This is a genomic window from Mycobacterium kyogaense, from assembly GCF_003254575.1.
GTDB lineage: Bacteria > Actinomycetota > Actinomycetes > Mycobacteriales > Mycobacteriaceae > Mycobacterium > Mycobacterium kyogaense.
Map to the genome: position 1 here is coordinate 201853 of NZ_QJUA01000002.1, position 16135 is coordinate 217987.

The 16135-nt window shown below is 67.1% G+C and carries 18 protein-coding genes; 4 read left to right on the forward strand and 14 right to left on the reverse strand.

Annotation, left to right across the window (positions count from 1 at the left end):
• Positions 1-85: 85 nt before the first annotated feature.
• Entirely contained in the window at positions 86-958 is an 873-nt protein-coding gene (ddaH, locus tag DMB80_RS03045) for a dimethylargininase (protein ID WP_111508547.1), read from the forward strand.
• Positions 955-2172: an ornithine--oxo-acid transaminase gene (gene rocD, locus DMB80_RS03050; RefSeq protein ID WP_111508484.1), complete on the forward strand. Its 1218-nt coding sequence runs from the start codon at positions 955-957 to the stop codon at positions 2170-2172. The genes ddaH and rocD overlap by 4 nt, the downstream gene beginning before the upstream one ends.
• Here rocD and DMB80_RS03055 read toward each other — a convergent pair.
• The 10 genes from DMB80_RS03055 to DMB80_RS03100 all read right to left on the reverse strand — a co-directional run bounded on the left by DMB80_RS03055 (position 2169) and on the right by DMB80_RS03100 (position 11202).
• Positions 2169-3002 (reverse strand): mycofactocin-coupled SDR family oxidoreductase, encoded by an 834-nt coding sequence (locus DMB80_RS03055; protein WP_046361140.1) that lies wholly within the window; start codon positions 3000-3002, stop codon positions 2169-2171. The genes rocD and DMB80_RS03055 overlap by 4 nt on opposite strands.
• Before the next feature lie 49 nt (positions 3003-3051).
• The gene (locus DMB80_RS03060) at positions 3052-3879 is read right to left on the reverse strand and encodes an SHOCT domain-containing protein (RefSeq protein ID WP_111508485.1); all 828 of its coding nucleotides are present in this window, start codon (positions 3877-3879) and stop codon (positions 3052-3054) included.
• Between the two features lie 23 nt (positions 3880-3902).
• A complete protein-coding gene (locus DMB80_RS03065) occupies positions 3903-4691 on the reverse strand; it encodes a cutinase family protein (protein WP_046361139.1) in 789 nt (262 codons plus the stop codon).
• Between the two features lie 221 nt (positions 4692-4912).
• Entirely contained in the window at positions 4913-6103 is a 1191-nt protein-coding gene (tuf, locus tag DMB80_RS03070; protein ID WP_046361109.1) for an elongation factor Tu, read from the reverse strand.
• Positions 6104-6186: 83 nt separating this feature from the next.
• Positions 6187-8289, reverse strand: coding sequence for an elongation factor G (gene fusA, locus DMB80_RS03075; RefSeq protein WP_111508486.1), 2103 nt, complete (start codon positions 8287-8289; stop codon positions 6187-6189).
• 78 nt (positions 8290-8367) lie between these two features.
• On the reverse strand, positions 8368-8838 hold the full coding sequence (gene rpsG, locus DMB80_RS03080; RefSeq protein ID WP_011895901.1) for a 30S ribosomal protein S7: 471 nt from the start codon (positions 8836-8838) through the stop codon (positions 8368-8370).
• The gene (rpsL, locus tag DMB80_RS03085) at positions 8838-9212 is read right to left on the reverse strand and encodes a 30S ribosomal protein S12 (RefSeq protein ID WP_046361107.1); all 375 of its coding nucleotides are present in this window, start codon (positions 9210-9212) and stop codon (positions 8838-8840) included. Before rpsL ends, rpsG begins: the two co-directional genes overlap by 1 nt.
• 265 nt (positions 9213-9477) lie before the next feature.
• The gene (locus DMB80_RS03090) at positions 9478-10053 is read right to left on the reverse strand and encodes a TetR/AcrR family transcriptional regulator (RefSeq protein ID WP_046361106.1); all 576 of its coding nucleotides are present in this window, start codon (positions 10051-10053) and stop codon (positions 9478-9480) included.
• Positions 10054-10100: 47 nt separating this feature from the next.
• Positions 10101-10631, reverse strand: a complete 531-nt coding sequence (locus tag DMB80_RS03095; RefSeq protein WP_420812112.1) for a DUF3558 family protein — start codon at positions 10629-10631, stop codon at positions 10101-10103.
• A 13-nt stretch (positions 10632-10644) separates the two neighbouring features.
• Positions 10645-11202 carry a DUF3558 domain-containing protein gene (locus tag DMB80_RS03100; RefSeq protein WP_111508487.1) on the reverse strand — a complete coding sequence of 186 codons (558 nt, stop codon included), beginning with the start codon at positions 11200-11202 and terminating at the stop codon, positions 10645-10647.
• 63 nt (positions 11203-11265) lie between these two features.
• Here DMB80_RS03100 and DMB80_RS03105 point away from each other — a divergent pair, with 63 nt between their 5' ends.
• Both DMB80_RS03105 and DMB80_RS03110 read left to right on the forward strand, forming a co-directional pair.
• A complete protein-coding gene (locus DMB80_RS03105) occupies positions 11266-11634 on the forward strand; it encodes a DUF3060 domain-containing protein (protein ID WP_046361104.1) in 369 nt (122 codons plus the stop codon).
• Positions 11635-11636: 2 nt separating this feature from the next.
• Entirely contained in the window at positions 11637-12038 is a 402-nt protein-coding gene (locus tag DMB80_RS03110) for a DUF3060 domain-containing protein (protein ID WP_111508488.1), read from the forward strand.
• Positions 12039-12054: 16 nt separating this feature from the next.
• On the opposite strand, the gene DMB80_RS03115 is transcribed toward DMB80_RS03110, so the two are convergent.
• The 4 genes from DMB80_RS03115 to DMB80_RS03130 are packed head-to-tail and all read right to left on the reverse strand — an operon-like array spanning position 12055 to position 16117.
• Complete coding sequence (locus DMB80_RS03115; RefSeq protein WP_111508489.1) at positions 12055-12828, reverse strand: crotonase/enoyl-CoA hydratase family protein; 774 nt, start codon at positions 12826-12828, stop codon at positions 12055-12057.
• Positions 12825-13535, reverse strand: a complete 711-nt coding sequence (locus tag DMB80_RS03120; RefSeq protein WP_111508490.1) for a PaaX family transcriptional regulator C-terminal domain-containing protein — start codon at positions 13533-13535, stop codon at positions 12825-12827. The genes DMB80_RS03115 and DMB80_RS03120 overlap by 4 nt, the downstream gene beginning before the upstream one ends.
• A gap of 21 nt (positions 13536-13556) precedes the next feature.
• Complete coding sequence (locus tag DMB80_RS03125) at positions 13557-14495, reverse strand: crotonase/enoyl-CoA hydratase family protein (protein ID WP_046361100.1); 939 nt, start codon at positions 14493-14495, stop codon at positions 13557-13559.
• The gene (locus tag DMB80_RS03130; protein ID WP_111508491.1) at positions 14492-16117 is read right to left on the reverse strand and encodes an acyl-CoA dehydrogenase family protein; all 1626 of its coding nucleotides are present in this window, start codon (positions 16115-16117) and stop codon (positions 14492-14494) included. The genes DMB80_RS03125 and DMB80_RS03130 overlap by 4 nt, the downstream gene beginning before the upstream one ends.
• Positions 16118-16135: the final 18 nt, after the last annotated feature.

Sequence of the window (16135 nt, forward strand, 5' to 3'; positions counted from 1 at the left end):
GTTTGGCACAACAGACAGCGCATAGACACGCAACATCTGAAGATTGATTGCGTCAGCCACCGCGAAATATCGTGCAGTCATGACGATGGACATCGCCGACAGTGCGATCCCACGGGCCCAGACCCGGCCTCACACCCGGCCTCACGAGAAGGCCGACCGCACCGCCCGGCACCGCCGCTTCGTGATGATCCGCCCCACCCACTTCGCCGTCGACTACGTCATCAACCCATGGATGGACCTGTCCACGCCCGTCGACACCGCACGCGCCGTTGCGCAGTGGGAAACGTTGCGGCAGGCCTACATAGACCTCGGTCACACCGTCGACGAGGTCCATCCGGCGCCCGGCCTCCCCGACATGGTCTACGCCGCCAACGGCGCCATGGCGGTCGGCGGGCGCGCTGTCGTGGCGCGCTTCGCCCACGCCGAACGCGCCGGCGAGGCACCGGCACACGCGGCCTGGATGCTCGATCACGGCTTCGTCAGCGTCCAGACCCGGCACACCAACGAAGGCCAGGGCGATCTGCTGCTCGTCGGGTCGACGATCCTCGCCGGCTACGGATTCCGCACCGATCGACGGGCCCACCAAGAGGTTGCCGACCATCTGCAGGTCCCGCTCGTCAGCCTGGAACTGGTCGACCCGCGGTTCTACCATCTCGACACCGCGCTGGCCGTTCTCGATGACACGAGCATCGCGTACTACCCGCCCGCGTTCGCCGACCACTCGCTGGCCACGCTGCGCAGGCTCTACCCCCACGCCATCGAAGTCGCCAGCGCCGACGCCTACGCGCTGGGCCTCAACGTCGTCTCAGACGGCCTCAACGTCGTGATGCCCGCCGCCGCGACCGGCTTCGCCGACCAATTGCGCCAGCACGGATTCCGGCCGGTGGGCGTCGATCTGTCCGAGTTGCTCAAGGGCGGCGGCTCGGTGAAATGCTGCACGCTGGAGGTTCATTCATGACCGCGATGCATGCCCCCACCCGCACCGAGGACGCCATTGCGCTCGACAGCCGCAATGTCGCGCACAATTACGCGCCGCTACCCGTCGTTGCCGCACACGCTGACGGCGCCTGGATCACCGATGTCGAGGGCAGGCGCTACCTGGACTGTCTGGCTGCGTACTCGGCGGTGAACTTCGGCCACCGCCACCCTGACATCATCGCCGCCGCACACGCCCAACTGGACCGGGTGACGCTGGTGAGCCGCGCTTTTCACGCCGAGCCTCTCGCGCCGTTCTGCGCCGCGCTGGCCGGACTGTGCGGCAAGGACATGGTGCTGCCGATGAACAGCGGCGCCGAAGCCGTCGAAAGCGGCATCAAAGTCGCCCGCAAATGGGGCCACGACGTCAAAGGCGTACCCGCGGACACGTCGAACATCATCGTCGCGCACAACAACTTCCACGGTCGCACCACGACGATCATCAGCTTCTCCGACGACGAGACGGCGCGGCGCGGGTTCGGTCCGTACACCCCCGGCTTCCGGTCCGTCCCGTTCGGTGACGCCGACGCCCTGGCCGCGGCGATCGACGACCACACCGTCGCTGTTCTGCTCGAGCCGATTCAAGGCGAGGCCGGCATCATCGTGCCGCCCGACGACTACCTGCCGCGGGTACGAGCGCTGTGCACCGAACGTGGCGTGCTGATGATCGCCGACGAGATCCAGTCCGGCCTGGCCCGCACCGGCGCGACGTTCGCCTGCGACCACTGGGGAGTCGCGCCCGACGTCTACCTGCTGGGCAAGGCACTCGGCGGCGGGGTGGTGCCGCTGTCGGCTGTGGTCGCCGACCGTGACGTGCTGGGTGTGCTGCACCCGGGCGAGCACGGGTCGACGTTCGGAGGCAACCCGTTGGCCGCCGCGATCGGCCACACCGTGGTGAAGCTGCTCGCGACCGGCGAATTCCAGCGTCGCGCAGCCGAACTCGGCGCAGTGCTGCATGCCCGGCTGGACGACCTGCTCGGCCGCGGCGTGCTGAGCGTGCGTGGCAAGGGGCTGTGGGCCGGGGTGGACATCGACCCGGTGCACGGCACCGGAAAGCAGATCAGCCTGCGGCTGGCCGAGCGCGGCGTGCTGGTCAAGGACACCCACGGTTCGACGCTGCGCTTCGCGCCACCGATCGTCGTCACCGAGGACGAGATCGCCTGGGCCATACAACAATTGGCCGAGGTGCTGGCCTAGTACTTGGCCGTGCCCCGGTCGACGGCGATCTGCGAGCCGGAGATGGTCGCCGACCCGTCGCCGGCCAGCCACGCGACCACGTCGGACACCTCCTCGGGAGTCATGAACTCCTTGAGACCCTTCTTGCCGTCGTGGTTCACCGGGTGATACGGCATCGGCGAAAAGCTGTGCAGGAAGGCGGGATATTTCCCGAAGATCTCCATCATCGCCTCCGGCTGCACCATCGGCGTGTCGATCGAATACGGATGGATCGAGTTCACCCGGATGCCGAACTCACCGGCTTCGATCGCGAGCGCGTTCGTCAGCGCCACCAGACCGTGCTTGGACGCCGCATAGTGGGCATTGCCCGGGGTCGCCTTCGTGCCGGCCGACGAGCTGACGACGATGATCGACCCGCCGTTGCCCGCCTCGATCATCGCCGGCACCGCAGCCTTGATGGTGCGCCACGTCCCATTGAGGTTGACGTCGATGACGGTGTCCCACTGCTCTTCCGACATCTCCCAGATCCGGCCCCAGCTGAGAATGCCCGCATTGGCCACCACGATGTCGAGCCTGCCGAACTGCTCGATACCGTCAGCGACCAGCTGCTGTTGCGCGGCGAGATCCCGGATGTCGACCTCGCGGGTCAGCACCTTGCGGCCGGCCTCTTCCACCAGCCGCGCGGTCTCGGCGAGATCCTCGGCAGTGGGCATCGGGTAGGTGACGGTGTCGGTGACCGCCTTGCAGACGTCGATCGCGATGATGTCGGCGCCCTCAGCGGCCAACCTGACGGCATGCGCACGGCCCTGCCCACGCGCGGCCCCGGTGATGAGCGCAACGCGCCCTTCCAGTGATGTCACCGGCTCAGGCTAACAGCAGAACTAGAACGCGTTCTAGTCCCTAGAGCTCGGCGATGATCTGCTGCCGTTTGGCGGTGTACTCGGCCTCGCTGATGGCGCCGGTCGCACGCAACGTCTCGAGTTCCTGGAGCCGCTGCGCGACGGTAGGCGCGGCGGGCGCCATGGGTTGAGCGGCCGGGGTGACCGGCACGGGCGGCGGCGCCTGCTGCGCGGCCGCCCGCCTCACGATGGCCTGCACCTGCTGACGCGCGGCAGGATTGGACCGCAGGTCGACCATGCTGTCGGTGCCGATCCCGTTGGCCTTGAGTACCTGCATGATCTCCATCAGCGGCTCTACCTGGCCGGTCAGGTCATAGGTCCGGTTGTCTTCGGCGATCGAGAACGTCGCCGGCATCAGGCCACTGATCAGGGCGCTTCGCTCCCAGTCGATCTGGTAATCGTTGGTGACCGGATCGACCAGCACCACGAGGTGGCGACTCATGATCATCGGCTGCCGACCCATCGACGCGACCACCTTGTCCTGGGTGGAGAACGGCGTGATCCCCGGCCCGGAGACCCGCAGATCCAGCTTGACCAGGGGCTGTTCGTTGATGCGGGTGTTCGTCTCGTGAATCCCGACGACCTGCGCCAGCGCCAGTACCCCGCTGGCCTCAAGCTCCTGGGTCTTGGCCGCAGCCCGAGCGCCGAAGCCGGTGATACCCAGCGCGATCAGAATGTCGACCGCGGTGATGAGCAGGCCTCCCCAGAACATCCAGCTCATCATCGGGTCGCGGCCCGAGACGAAATAGATCACCAGGAAGATCGGCCCGACGATGCCGCAGAGCAGCACGAATGCCTGGACCTTCAGATAGCGCCAGAATGTCGACACGGGTCAGATTATGACCCGATCGTTCACGCTCCGGGCGGGACCTGAACAGGATTGGCGTCGGGAACCGGGACGGGACGCTGCTGCACCAGCCGGTACAGCGGCGCCACCCAGGCGTCGACCGACGACTGCGAACGCGCGTAGCTCGTGTGGACCGCCACCGCGGCCGGGTTCTCGGCGTCCTCGGCGTCGGGGTCATAGTCGCAGACCGCATCCCCGAGATCGCAGACGCTGATCGTGCGGGCACCCATCACCGGGGTCAGCGGAGCCGGCGCATGGGCCAGGATCGGCCAGTCCTGCGCGACACCCTTGCCACGTCCCGGTATCGAGCTGACCGAACCCAGGTTCAGCGTCGGATCCGCAGGCAGGCGATCGCCGTCGGCGACCAGCAGGGCGGCGGCGAGGTTGGGGCTGGGTTCCAGTGCGGCCAGATTGCGGTGCACGACCATCGCGCCCTGCGAATAGCCGGCGAGCACCACCTGCGTCGTCGGGCACTGTGCGACGAACGCGGCGTACTGCGCGCCGAGCGCGGTCGCGCCGGTGTCGACGCTGCCCATGAAGCCAAGCCACTCCATCGCACCGCCATCGGCGGGCACGGGAACAGCCGGGTAGTTGACGGCCTCGGCGGTGATCGTGCGACCGCTCTGCTGGACGAGCTGGGCGAAGTCACGGTACGAGGAGTTCACGACGCGGCCCATGCCGTCGTCGGCGGCGATGTCGGCGGGAGTGCGCTCACCGGACCCGGCGGCACCAATCCAGTGCACGTCAGGACATCCCGGCTGCGCCGAGGCAGTGCCGGCGGACAGACCGATCATCGCGGCGCCGCCGACGAGCGCGGCGGCGGCTGCTGCAGCAACAGAACGAATACTCAAGAAACCGATCCCAACCTTCGACCAGAAAGTGAAGGCGGCGGACCCCTCGACCGCCGCCGTGAAGTACATCGTCACCGGGCGTCGAAGCGTTACGGCTGGTGGAGACACAAAAGTGGCGCCCACCCTTTCGGGTGAGCGCCACCTTCGAAGCTAGTGAACCTAGATCACTTGATGATCTTGGACACGCGGCCGGCGCCGACGGTACGGCCGCCCTCGCGGATCGCGAAGCGCAGGCCCTCGTCCATGGCGACGGGCTGGATCAGCTTGACGGAGATGTCGGTGTTGTCACCGGGCATCACCATCTCGGTGCCCTCGGGCAGGGTCACCACGCCGGTCACGTCCGTGGTCCGGAAGTAGAACTGCGGACGGTAGTTGTTGAAGAACGGCGTGTGGCGGCCACCCTCGTCCTTGGACAGGATGTAGACGCTGCCCTCGAACTCGGTGTGCGGGGTGGTCGTGCCGGGCTTGACGATGACCTGGCCGCGCTCGACGTCCTCGCGCTTGATGCCACGAACCAGCAGACCGACGTTGTCGCCGGCCTGGCCCTGGTCGAGCAGCTTGCGGAACATCTCGACACCGGTGACGGTGGTCTTGGTGACGCCCGGGCGAATGCCGACGATCTCGACTTCCTCGTTCACGTTGATCACGCCGCGCTCCACACGACCGGTGACCACGGTGCCGCGGCCGGTGATGGTGAAGACGTCCTCGACGGGCATCAGGAACGGCTTGTCGGTCTCGCGGACCGGGTCCGGGATCGACTCGTCGACGGCCTCCATGAGCTCCTGGACCGACTTGACCCACTTCTCGTCACCCTCGAGCGCCTTGAGCGCCGAGACGCGCACGACCGGGGCGTCCTCGTCGAAGTCCTGGGCGGCCAGCAGTTCGCGGACCTCCATCTCGACGAGCTCGAGGAGTTCCTCGTCGTCGACCATATCGGACTTGTTCAGCGCGACCAGGATGTAGGGCACGCCGACCTGACGGGCGAGCAGCACGTGCTCGCGAGTCTGCGGCATCGGGCCGTCGGTGGCGGCGACCACGAGGATGGCGCCGTCCATCTGCGCGGCACCGGTGATCATGTTCTTGATGTAGTCAGCGTGACCGGGGGCGTCGACGTGCGCGTAGTGACGCTTCTCGGTCTGGTACTCCACGTGGGAGATGTTGATCGTGATACCGCGCTGACGCTCCTCGGGCGCATTGTCGATCTGGTCGAATGCGCGCGACTCGTTCAAATCGGGGTACTGGTCGTGCAGCACCTTGGTGATTGCTGCGGTCAGCGTGGTCTTGCCGTGGTCAACGTGACCGATGGTCCCGATGTTGACGTGCGGCTTCGTCCGCTCGAACTTCGCCTTCGCCACTTCTGTGTCCTCCTGGACTTGTTGGTGCTCTTACTTAAGCAGTTGATGTGTTCAGTTGTGCGGTCCTCGCGAGAGGCTACCGGTTACTGCCCGGTGGCCTTCGCGATGATCTCCTTCGACACGGCCGCCGGAACTTCAGCGTACGAATCGAACACCATGGAATAGTTCGCCCGGCCCTGGGTCTTCGACCGCAGGTCTCCGACGTAGCCGAACATCTCCGACAGCGGCACGTGCGCCTTGACGACGCGTGCACCGCTTCGCTCCTCCATGGCCTGGATCTGACCACGGCGAGAGTTGAGGTCGCCGATCACTTCACCCATGTAGTCCTCGGGTGTCGTGACCTCGACGGCCATCACGGGTTCCAGGATGACCGGCTGCGCCTGCGCGGCGGCCTTCTTCATGACCTGGGAACCGGCGACCTTGAACGCCATTTCCGACGAGTCGACCTCGTGGTAGGCGCCGTCGAGCAGCGTCAGCTTGACGTTGACCAACGGGTAACCGGCGAGCACGCCGTACTGCATGGCGTCCTGTGCACCGGCGTCCACCGAAGGGATGTATTCGCGGGGAATGCGTCCGCCGGTGACCTTGCTCTCGAACTCGTACGTTGCGCCGTCTTCGCCGACGAAGGGCTCGATGCTGACCAGCACCTTCGCGAACTGGCCGGAGCCACCCGTCTGCTTCTTGTGGGTGAACTCGACCTTTTCGACTGCGCGCTTGATGGTCTCCTTGTAGGCCACCTGCGGCTTGCCGACGTTGGCTTCGACCTTGAACTCACGACGCATCCGGTCCACCAGGATGTCCAGGTGGAGCTCGCCCATGCCGCCGATGACGGTCTGGCCGGTCTCCTGGTCCAGGTGCACCTTGAAGGTCGGATCCTCTTCGGCGAGCTTCTGGATCGCAGTGCCCAGCTTCTCCTGGTCGCTCTTGGTCTTGGGCTCGATGGCGACCTCGATGACCGGATCCGGGAACGTCATCGACTCCAGGACGATCTGATGGTTCGGGTCGCTCAGCGTGTCACCGGTGGTGGTGTCCTTCAGCCCGATGACCGCGTAGATGTGGCCGGCAGACGCCGTCTCGACCGGGTTCTCCTTGTTGGAGTGCATCTGGAACAGCTTGCCCAGACGTTCCTTCTTGCCCTTGGTCGAGTTGACGACCTGCGAACCCGAATCGACCTTTCCGGAGTAGACCCGGACGTAGGTCAGCTTGCCGAAGAACGGGTGCGTGGCCACCTTGAACGCGAGACCCGAGAACGGCTCGTCGGCCGACGGCTTGCGCGAGATGATCTCGTCTTCCTTGCCCGGTGCGTGGCCCTCAGCGGCCGCGACGTCCAGCGGGGTCGGCAGGTAGTCGATGACGGCGTCGAGCATGGGCTGAACGCCCTTGTTCTTGAACGCCGAACCACAGAGCACCGGGTAGCCGGCGCTGGTGACGGTCAGCTTCCGGAGGCCACCCTTGATCTCCTCCATGGACAGCTCTTCGCCGCCCAGGTACTTCTCCATGAGATCGTCGTCGGTCTCCGCGATCGCCTCGATCATGGCGGTGCGGTACTCCTCGGCCTTCTCCTGAAGGTCCGCCGGGATGTCGACGACGTCGTACTTCTCGCCGAGCTTCGTCTCGCCGCGCCACACCTTGGCCTTCATCTCGACCAGGTCGACGACGCCCTCGAAGTCACCTTCGGAGCCGATCGGCAGCTGGATCGGGACGACGTTCGCGCCGAGGCGGTCCTTCATCGTCTGCACCGAGAAGTAGAAGTCGGCGCCCAGCTTGTCCATCTTGTTGACGAAGCAGATACGCGGGACGTCGTACTTGTCGGCCTGGCGCCACACCTGCTCGGACTGGGGCTCCACGCCCTCCTTGCCGTCGAACACGGCAACGGCACCGTCGAGCACGCGCAGCGAACGCTCCACCTCGACGGTGAAGTCGACGTGGCCGGGGGTGTCGATGATGTTGATCTGGTTGTCGTTCCAGAAGCAGGTGGTGGCAGCCGAGGTGATCGTGATACCCCGCTCCTGCTCCTGCTCCATCCAGTCCATCGTGGCCGCGCCGTCGTGCACCTCACCGATCTTGTAGCTGATGCCGGTGTAGAAGAGGATGCGCTCGGTCGTCGTCGTCTTGCCGGCATCGATGTGCGCCATGATGCCGATGTTGCGGACCTTCGTGAGGTCGGTCAGCACGTCCTGTGCCACGGCTAAATTCCCACTCTTTCGCTTGCTTGGTTGCTGTCGTCTTGCACCACCCTCGGCAGCACTGCCGGGGGTGCTAAATCACCAGCGGTAATGCGCGAAGGCGCGGTTGGCCTCAGCCATCTTGTGGGTGTCCTCGCGGCGCTTGACCGCGGCACCCAGACCGTTACTGGCGTCGAGGATCTCGTTGGCCAGACGCTCGATCATGGTCTTCTCACGGCGAGCCTTGGAGAAGCTGACCAGCCAACGCAGTGCCAGCGTCACCGAGCGGTCCGGACGGACCTCGACGGGAACCTGGTAGGTGGCACCGCCGACTCGGCGGCTACGCACCTCGAGCGAGGGCTTGACGTTGTCCATGGCCCGCTTGAGCGTGACCACCGGATCGGTGCCGGTCTTCTCGCGAGCCTGTTCGAGCGCACCATAAACAATGCGTTCGGCCAGCGATTTCTTCCCGTCCAGCAGGACTTTGTTGACCAGCTGGGTGACCAGCTGCGACCCGTAGACCGGGTCGTTGACCAACGGACGCTTGGGCGCGGGTCCCTTGCGCGGCATCAGCTCTTCTCCTTCTTCGCGCCGTAGCGGCTGCGGGCCTGCTTGCGGTTCTTGACGCCCTGGGTGTCCAGCGACCCACGGATGATCTTGTAACGCACACCCGGGAGGTCCTTCACACGACCACCACGCACCAGCACCATCGAGTGCTCCTGCAGGTTGTGGCCCTCACCGGGGATGTAAGCGGTGACCTCGACCGAGCTGGTCAGCCGGACACGCGCGACCTTGCGCAGCGCGGAGTTCGGCTTCTTGGGGGTCGTGGTGTAGACGCGGGTGCACACGCCGCGACGCTGCGGGCTCCCCTTCAGCGCCGCGGTCTTGACCTTGGCGACCTTGTCGTGGCGACCCTTGCGGACCAGCTGGTTGATGGTTGGCATGTACCGGCTTCCTCAGTTGCTTTCGTCTTCTACAAGTTCGTGTTGCGGGCTACCCCGCATCCGGGCGTGTCGCATGCGGCCGCCGCGTATTCTCGGAGTATTTTCCAAGGCACCGCGGCGCTAGACATGCGAAGTTGCCCAGCGTGCAGGCGTGCTCGAGACCTGAAAAAGCCTCAAGCGCCTAGTCTGCCAGGCACGACGGTCCACGATACCAGGGCCCGCGACCTCGACAAAACCCGCTGACCTGCGCACCTGCGATGATGGGTCACCGATGCCGCATGCCGGCGGCCAACCGCATGACCATATCGCTGAACACCGCGTCGGTGTCGATGCCGGTCATCACCCCGGTCATCTCCAGGAGCACGAACCCGTGCATCGCCGACCAGAACTCCAGCGCCGCGTAGAACGCCGACTCCTCGGTCAGCCCGTAGGTCGACAGCACGGAGATGACGGGCGCCGCGGCGTCATGGGTGGCAGCGGTGAACTCCGGATCGTCGCCGCCGAGCGGCATCCGCGTGAACGCCGAATAGCGGCCCGGGTGATGGTGGGCGTAGCTGCGGTAGGCGCCGGCCATCACCATCACCGCGTCGTCGGGGGTCCGGCCCTGCCCCACCGTGTTGAGCATCTCGATGATGTCGCCGACCACCCGCATCCGGACCGACCGGCGCAGATCGTCGAGGCTGTGCACGTGGTTGTAGAGCGACGGGCCCTTGGTGCCGAGCTGATTGGCCAGCGCATTGATGGTCAGCGCGTCCCAGCCCTCGCGATCGAGGAACGTCAACGCGGCGTTGACGATGGCTTCACGGCTCAGCCTCGCCGTACGCGGCGGCCGAGTAGCCATCTCGTCGTTCCCCCTTCGCGCCCGTGCACCCGGGTCGACGAGAGACTCTAGTTCACGCGGTCCTGGCTGAGCTGGGCAAGCTGCCCCACGATCGTGCACAGATCCGGCAGGGTCTCGGAGTTCAGGGTCTGGATGGACCAGGTGATGACATCGCCTCCCTTGGCCACGTAGATGCTGCACGCCGAATCGTCGTACGCCTTGAACCCCTTGTTGCCGTCCAGCGACAACTCCGTCAGGGTGCGGCCGGCCTGCTGCTCGAGTTGCCGCTCGGTGTCCATGTCACTGCCGCGGTACCACCAGGTCGAGATGCCCATGCCGGCGCCGACGTCGCCGATCATCGAGTTCTCCTGCCAGAAGCATCCGGTGTCGCTGACCACGGCGCGGGTGAACAGGTTCCCCCCGGCCGCGGCGGCGACGTCAGAATCCGAGATGCCGTTGCAGTCGGCGCTGCGGAATCCGCCGCCCGACGACGAGCCGGCGTCCGCGGACGGCTCCGAGGGACCGGCCGATCCGCCACAGGCGGTCAGCGAGACGCTCAGAGCCATGCCCAGCCCGGCGATCATGCGCACAGTGCCCATCCCGGTGCCCATCTCACATGTCCGAGCGCAGCGTTGCCGTCAACAGCTTCACCGCATCGACGCACGGATCGCCGGTCTTGCGGCCGCGGTACTGCACCCACCAGCTCAGCACGCCGGTGCCCGCTGCCGCGGTCGCCGCGCACGCCGCACCCGTGACGTCGCGGCGCGCCGAGAACGCCTGATGCCGTTCCAGCACAGTGTCTTTCACGACGGCGCCGCGCGCAGCGGCCACCTCGCGCTCGCGGGCGAGCGAGCCGGTGTCGAACCAGGAGAACGTCACGTCCACCGTGACCGCCCCCGGCCGGGACAGGATGTACTGGCACACCGCCCCGCTGAACGGTCGGATCACGTCGTCGGCACCGAGGGTCGCCTGCACCGTGCTGTCGTCGAGCAGACCGCAGCGATCGTCGACGTATCCGTACGAACGATCCGGGTCGGGGACCGATCCCTCCTCGCGCTGAGCGACACCGCCCACCGTGTGCGCGCAACCACCTGCTGTCGCCGTCACGAGGACACCGGCGACAGCAACGGTGAGGGCACTCACCACACGTCGGCTCACACGCTGGCACATCGCAGCTCACGGTACCCAGCGCAACTCGCTGTGGCGACTCGCTCGACGTCGTAGGCTGCCGGTGTGACCACAACGGGACGAGTGTTGGCCGCGGGCGTGCTCACGGTGTCGGCCGTGCTGATCGCCGCGCCGAGCGCGCAGGCAGAGAACGGTGACACCCACATCACCGGCCAGGGCGTGACACGCACCATGGACTGCAACAACGCGACGCTGATCGTGGTGGGCACGGGAAATTACATCAACGCGCTCGGAACCTGCTGGGCGGTGACGGTGCAGGGGTCGAGCAACGTCATCGTCGCCGACAACGTCATCAACGACATCACCGTGTACGGATACGACCAGGCGGTGTTCTACAAGAACGGGTCGCCGGTGGTGTGGGATCGCGGCCGCGAACTGGGGATGACAAATCGCGTCGATCGGGTACCCGCGTAGCCGTGAAGCGACTTCTCCTCGGCGGGGCCACGCTCTGCGCGGCCACCCTCGGTCTCTCGGCGTGCGGTTCCACCAGCTCCGACACCGATCAGCCCACGGCGACAGCCGGTTCATCGGGCGCGCAGATCGAGATCGGTAACACGATCAACTACGGCTCGTTGGGGACGACGGCCGACCTGGACTGCGCCGACGGCAAGTCCCTCAACGTCGGCGGATCGAACAACACGCTGAAGGTCACGGGGACCTGCGCGAACGTGAACATCGGCGGGGCCGACAACAAGATCACCTTCGATCGGGTGGACAAGGAACTGTCCGTGGTGGGGATCAACAACACGGTCACCTACCGCGACGGGGACCCGAAGGTCAACGACACCGGTAGCAACAACACCGTCAGCAAGGGCTGATCCAGCGTCGGTGCGGCTAGGCGCTGGCCCCGTGCCTACCCGCGCCCGCCGCGAAACGCGCTGCCCCGTCCAGGGATTCCGCGGCGACCCGCGACATGCTGCCGAACTCGACGTCCATGGCGTCGGCCTCCGAGAGTCCCCACTGGCGCAGCGCCGAGAGCCGGTCGTTGCGCATGCACTGCTGCGGAAGGCGGGCCAGCTGCGCAGCGAGTTCCTCTGCCGCAGCGCGGGCCTGCCCCGTCGGGACGACCCGATTGGCCAGCCCGATGGCCAGCGCCTCGTCGGCATCGACCGCCCGTCCGGTCAGAATCAGGTCCATTGCCCGGCTCTGGCCGATCAGCCGGGGCAGGCGCACCGTGCCGCCGTCGATCAGCGGCACCCCCCACCGCCGGCAGAACACGCCCATCACGGCGTCCTGTTCGACCACCCGTAGATCGCACCACAGCGCGAGCTCCAAGCCGCCGGCCACCGCGTGGCCGCTCACCGCGGCGATCACCGGCTTGGACAGCACCATGCGGCTCGGACCCATCGGGCCCGGGCCGCTGCGATGCACCGCGTTGGCCTCGGGTGTCCCGAACGCCTTGAGATCTGCTCCGGCACAGAAGGTTCCGTTGTCGCCCCACAGCACGGCCACCGCGGCGGTGTCGTCGCGGTCGAACTCGTCGAAGGCCGTGTACAGCGCCGCCGCCGCGGGGCCGTTGACCGCGTTACGGGCGTGCGGGCGGTTCATGATGACCGTGGTGACCGGGCCGTTCTTCTCGACCCGCACTCCTGCAGTCGTGTCACTCATGTTGCCTCCATGATCTCCTCGTGACGCCGGGCGGCCAGTTCCGCGGCGAAGTCCTGATAGGCGGCCCGCAGCGCCGCGCCCGGCCAGCCCGCCGGCACGAGGTCTGCGGGCAGCACAGGGTCGGTGCGCAGGTGCCGGACGATGCCCGCGGCCGCCGTGAAGCGAGCCGGAACATCAGGGGCGGCGGCCATCTCGGCGAGCAGCTCGTCGGCGTCGGCCATCCACCCCGGGAGATCCCACAGCGCCGCCGCGAGCCCCGCCGGATCGTCGTCGTGCACGCGCAGCACCCGGGTGTGCGGCCGCACATCCTCCGGTAGCTCGACATCGAGATTGGCCGGCCGCAACCACAACCCCTCACGCAGTTCACCGAACCTGCTGTCGTGCAACGCTGTTCGCATCGTCGACCGGGTGCGGGCGTCATTGCCGACGCTGGTCACCACCACCCCGATCCAGGAGCCGTCCCAAGGCCGGGTGCGCGGATCGATCGCGTCATCCTGTCGGCGCTGCCGTGCCAGCAGCCGGTCGGACAGGCGGTAGCCGTCATCGGAGCGCACCAGGTCACCCGCGCTGACCATCCTGGTCAGCGCCACCCGCACCGTCGGCTCCCTCAGATCGAAATCGGCTGTCAGGCGCAGCAATTCACTCGCCGTCGCCCACGCCGGATGCGCCCCCAGCAGCACGCTCAGCACCACCGAGCGCGCCGTCATCCGCCTCACCGGCTGCGGCATTCACACCCCCGACGTGGCGCGCCCGTGATCACCGTACGGTTCGTCGCGGCGGCGCACCGCCTCCCGGAAGCCGTGCTCGCGGGCCTGCGCGACGAACGCGTGCCCCTCCGGAGTGTGCCGGGCGATGCCGTCGAACACCGTGGAGATCATCGCGCTGGTGTCGACACCCTGGCTGTAGAGGGCGCTGTTCATCGCGAGCTTGACCATGATGAGCTGGTTCACCGGCATCGCCGCGATGCGCTCGACGAGGCGCTCGGTGCGCTCGTCGAGATCCTCGGGTGCGGGCGCCTCGACCGCCAGCCCCCACTCCGCGGCCTGCGCGCCGGTGATGCAATCCCCGGTCAGCAGAAGCCTTTTCGCACGCTGATCACCGAGGCGATGCGCCCACAGGCCCGCCGCGGGCACACCCCAGACTCGGGTGGGCGGATATCCGATCTTCGCGTCGGCAGCGGCGATCACCTGGTCGGCGTGCAGCGCGATGTCGGTGCCGCCTGCCACGCAGTACCCGTGGATCTTCACCACTGTCGGCTTGTCGGCGCGCATCAGGCTGCCGAAGCCGCGCACGAACCGGCTCATCATCTGATAGTCGATCATCGGATCCCACGGCTGATCGGGCAGATGGTTGATCGCCTGCGTCTTACCCGACAGCACGGTGTCGCGATACGGACTGCCGCCACCGGCCGACGACGATCCCTCGGCGTAGGCCGAGAGGTCGAACCCGGCGCAGAACCCCTCGCCCCGGCCGGAGATCAGGATGACGTGCACGTTCGGATCGAGATCGGCCCGCTCGACCAGGGCCGACAACTCCAGCGGAGTGTCGGCGACGATCGCGTTGCCCTTCTCGGGCCGGTTGAACGTGATCCGGGCGACGCGATCGGTGACCTCGTAGGTCATCGTCTTCAGGTCGTCGAAGTCCACGGGCCTGATGGCGTGTGTCATGCCTTGACCATCGCGCGTTCGAGGATCGGCGCGAGATCGAGTCCGGTCGGCAGGGTGCCGAACGCGCCGCCCCACTGCCCACCCATCCGGGTGGCCAGGAACGCTTCGGCGACCGCCGGGTGCCCGTGCCGGACCAGCAGCGCGCCCTGCAGCGCGAGCGCGATGTTCTCGGCGACCTGGCGGGCTCGGTACTGGATCGTGTCGAAGTCGTCGAGCTGAGGCTTCAAGGCTCCGACGTGGGCGTCCAGCCGCGGATCGTGGCCAGCCGTCGCAGCCAGTTCGTCGAACAGCACGTCGATGCACTCGGGTCGGGTTGCCATGGCGCGCAACGTATCCAGCGCGCTCACGTTGCCCGAACCCTCCCAGATCCCCATCAATGGCGCCTCACGGTAGAGCCGCGGCATGCCCGAGTCCTCGACGTAGCCGTTGCCGCCCAGGCACTCCATCGCCTCGGCGGCATGCGGCGTCGCCCGCTTGCACACCCAGTACTTGGCGGCGGCCAGTCCGATCCGGCGCAGCAGCGTCTCCCGTTCGTCGCCGCGCACGGCGTGATCGGTGGCACCGGCCATTCGCATCGCGAGCATCGTCGCCGCCTCGGCCTCCACGGCGAGATCGGCCAGCACGTTGCGCATCAGCGGCTGGTCGATCAGATACGCACCGAACGCCTTGCGGTGTTGGGCGTGGTGAATCGCCCGCATCAGGCCGGTCCGCATGCTCGTCGCGCTGCCCAGCGTGCAATCCAGTCGCGTCAGGTTGACCATCTCGATGATGGTCGGCACCCCGCGGCCCTCCTCCCCGACCAGCCAGGCCGTCGCGCCGTCGTACTCGACCTCGCTGGAGGCGTTCGCGTGGTTGCCGAGCTTGTCCTTGAGCCGCTGCAGGAACATCCGGTTGCGACGGCCGTCGGGCAGCACCCGCGGCAGCAGGAAGCAGCTCAAACCCTGCGGAGCCTGGGCGAGCACCAGGAAGATGTCGCACATCGGAGCTGAGGTGAACCACTTGTGGCCGCGCAGCGAGTAGGTGCCGTCGCCGTTCGGCGTCGCTTCAGTGGTGCCCGCGCGGACGTCGGAGCCACCTTGCTTCTCCGTCATCGACATTCCCGCGGTGATGCCGGCCTTGGTGGTGGCCACCTTCAGTTCGGGGTCGTAGACGCGGCTGGTGAGCAGAGGCTCGTAGACCGCCGCCAGATCGGAGTTGTGGCGCAGCGCGGGCACCACGGCGTAGGTCATCGAGATCGGGCAGATGTGACCGGGCTCGGGGGTCCACACCGAGGTCTTGGCCGCGCGCACGACATGCGCCCCCGCGCGGTCGTCGGCCCACGGCGCGGCGTGCAGACCGTGGCCGACGGCCACGGTCATCAACTGGTGGTAGGCGGGATCGAACTCGATCTCGTCGACCCGATGGCCCACCCGGTCGTGGGTGTGCAGCACCGGACGGTTGCGGTCGGCGAGCTCACCCCAGCGCTGCGCCTGCGAAGAACCGCCGAGCGCGCCGAGTTCGTGCACCTCGTCGACACCCCACTGGCCGCCCTCCCGGATCAGCGCCTCGGCGAGGACGGGCGAGGCGGCGGGGTTGAAGTCCTCCAGCGGAGGGACCTGATTGGTGACGACGTGCGTGTCCATGCCCACACTGTTACATCT

Bases quoted from the DNA above. Each gene is read 5' to 3' on its own strand.
- DMB80_RS03120 (WP_111508490.1), bottom strand. From the start codon at position 13,535: ATGACGGCGCGCTCGGTGGTGCTGAGCGTGCTGCTGGGGGCGCATCCG.
- DMB80_RS03100 (WP_111508487.1), bottom strand. From the start codon at position 11,202: ATGTGCCAGCGTGTGAGCCGACGTGTGGTGAGTGCCCTCACCGTTGCT.
- DMB80_RS03065 (WP_046361139.1), bottom strand. From the start codon at position 4,691: ATGATCGGTCTGTCCGCCGGCACTGCCTCGGCGCAGCCGGGATGTCCT.
- rocD (WP_111508484.1), top strand. From the start codon at position 955: ATGACCGCGATGCATGCCCCCACCCGCACCGAGGACGCCATTGCGCTC.
- DMB80_RS03130 (WP_111508491.1), bottom strand. From the start codon at position 16,117: ATGGACACGCACGTCGTCACCAATCAGGTCCCTCCGCTGGAGGACTTC.
- DMB80_RS03125 (WP_046361100.1), bottom strand. From the start codon at position 14,495: ATGACACACGCCATCAGGCCCGTGGACTTCGACGACCTGAAGACGATG.
- rpsG (WP_011895901.1), bottom strand. From the start codon at position 8,838: ATGCCGCGCAAGGGACCCGCGCCCAAGCGTCCGTTGGTCAACGACCCG.
- ddaH (WP_111508547.1), top strand. From the start codon at position 86: ATGGACATCGCCGACAGTGCGATCCCACGGGCCCAGACCCGGCCTCAC.
- DMB80_RS03090 (WP_046361106.1), bottom strand. From the start codon at position 10,053: ATGGCTACTCGGCCGCCGCGTACGGCGAGGCTGAGCCGTGAAGCCATC.
- rpsL (WP_046361107.1), bottom strand. From the start codon at position 9,212: ATGCCAACCATCAACCAGCTGGTCCGCAAGGGTCGCCACGACAAGGTC.
- DMB80_RS03095 (WP_420812112.1), bottom strand. From the start codon at position 10,631: ATGGGCACTGTGCGCATGATCGCCGGGCTGGGCATGGCTCTGAGCGTC.
- DMB80_RS03115 (WP_111508489.1), bottom strand. From the start codon at position 12,828: ATGAGTGACACGACTGCAGGAGTGCGGGTCGAGAAGAACGGCCCGGTC.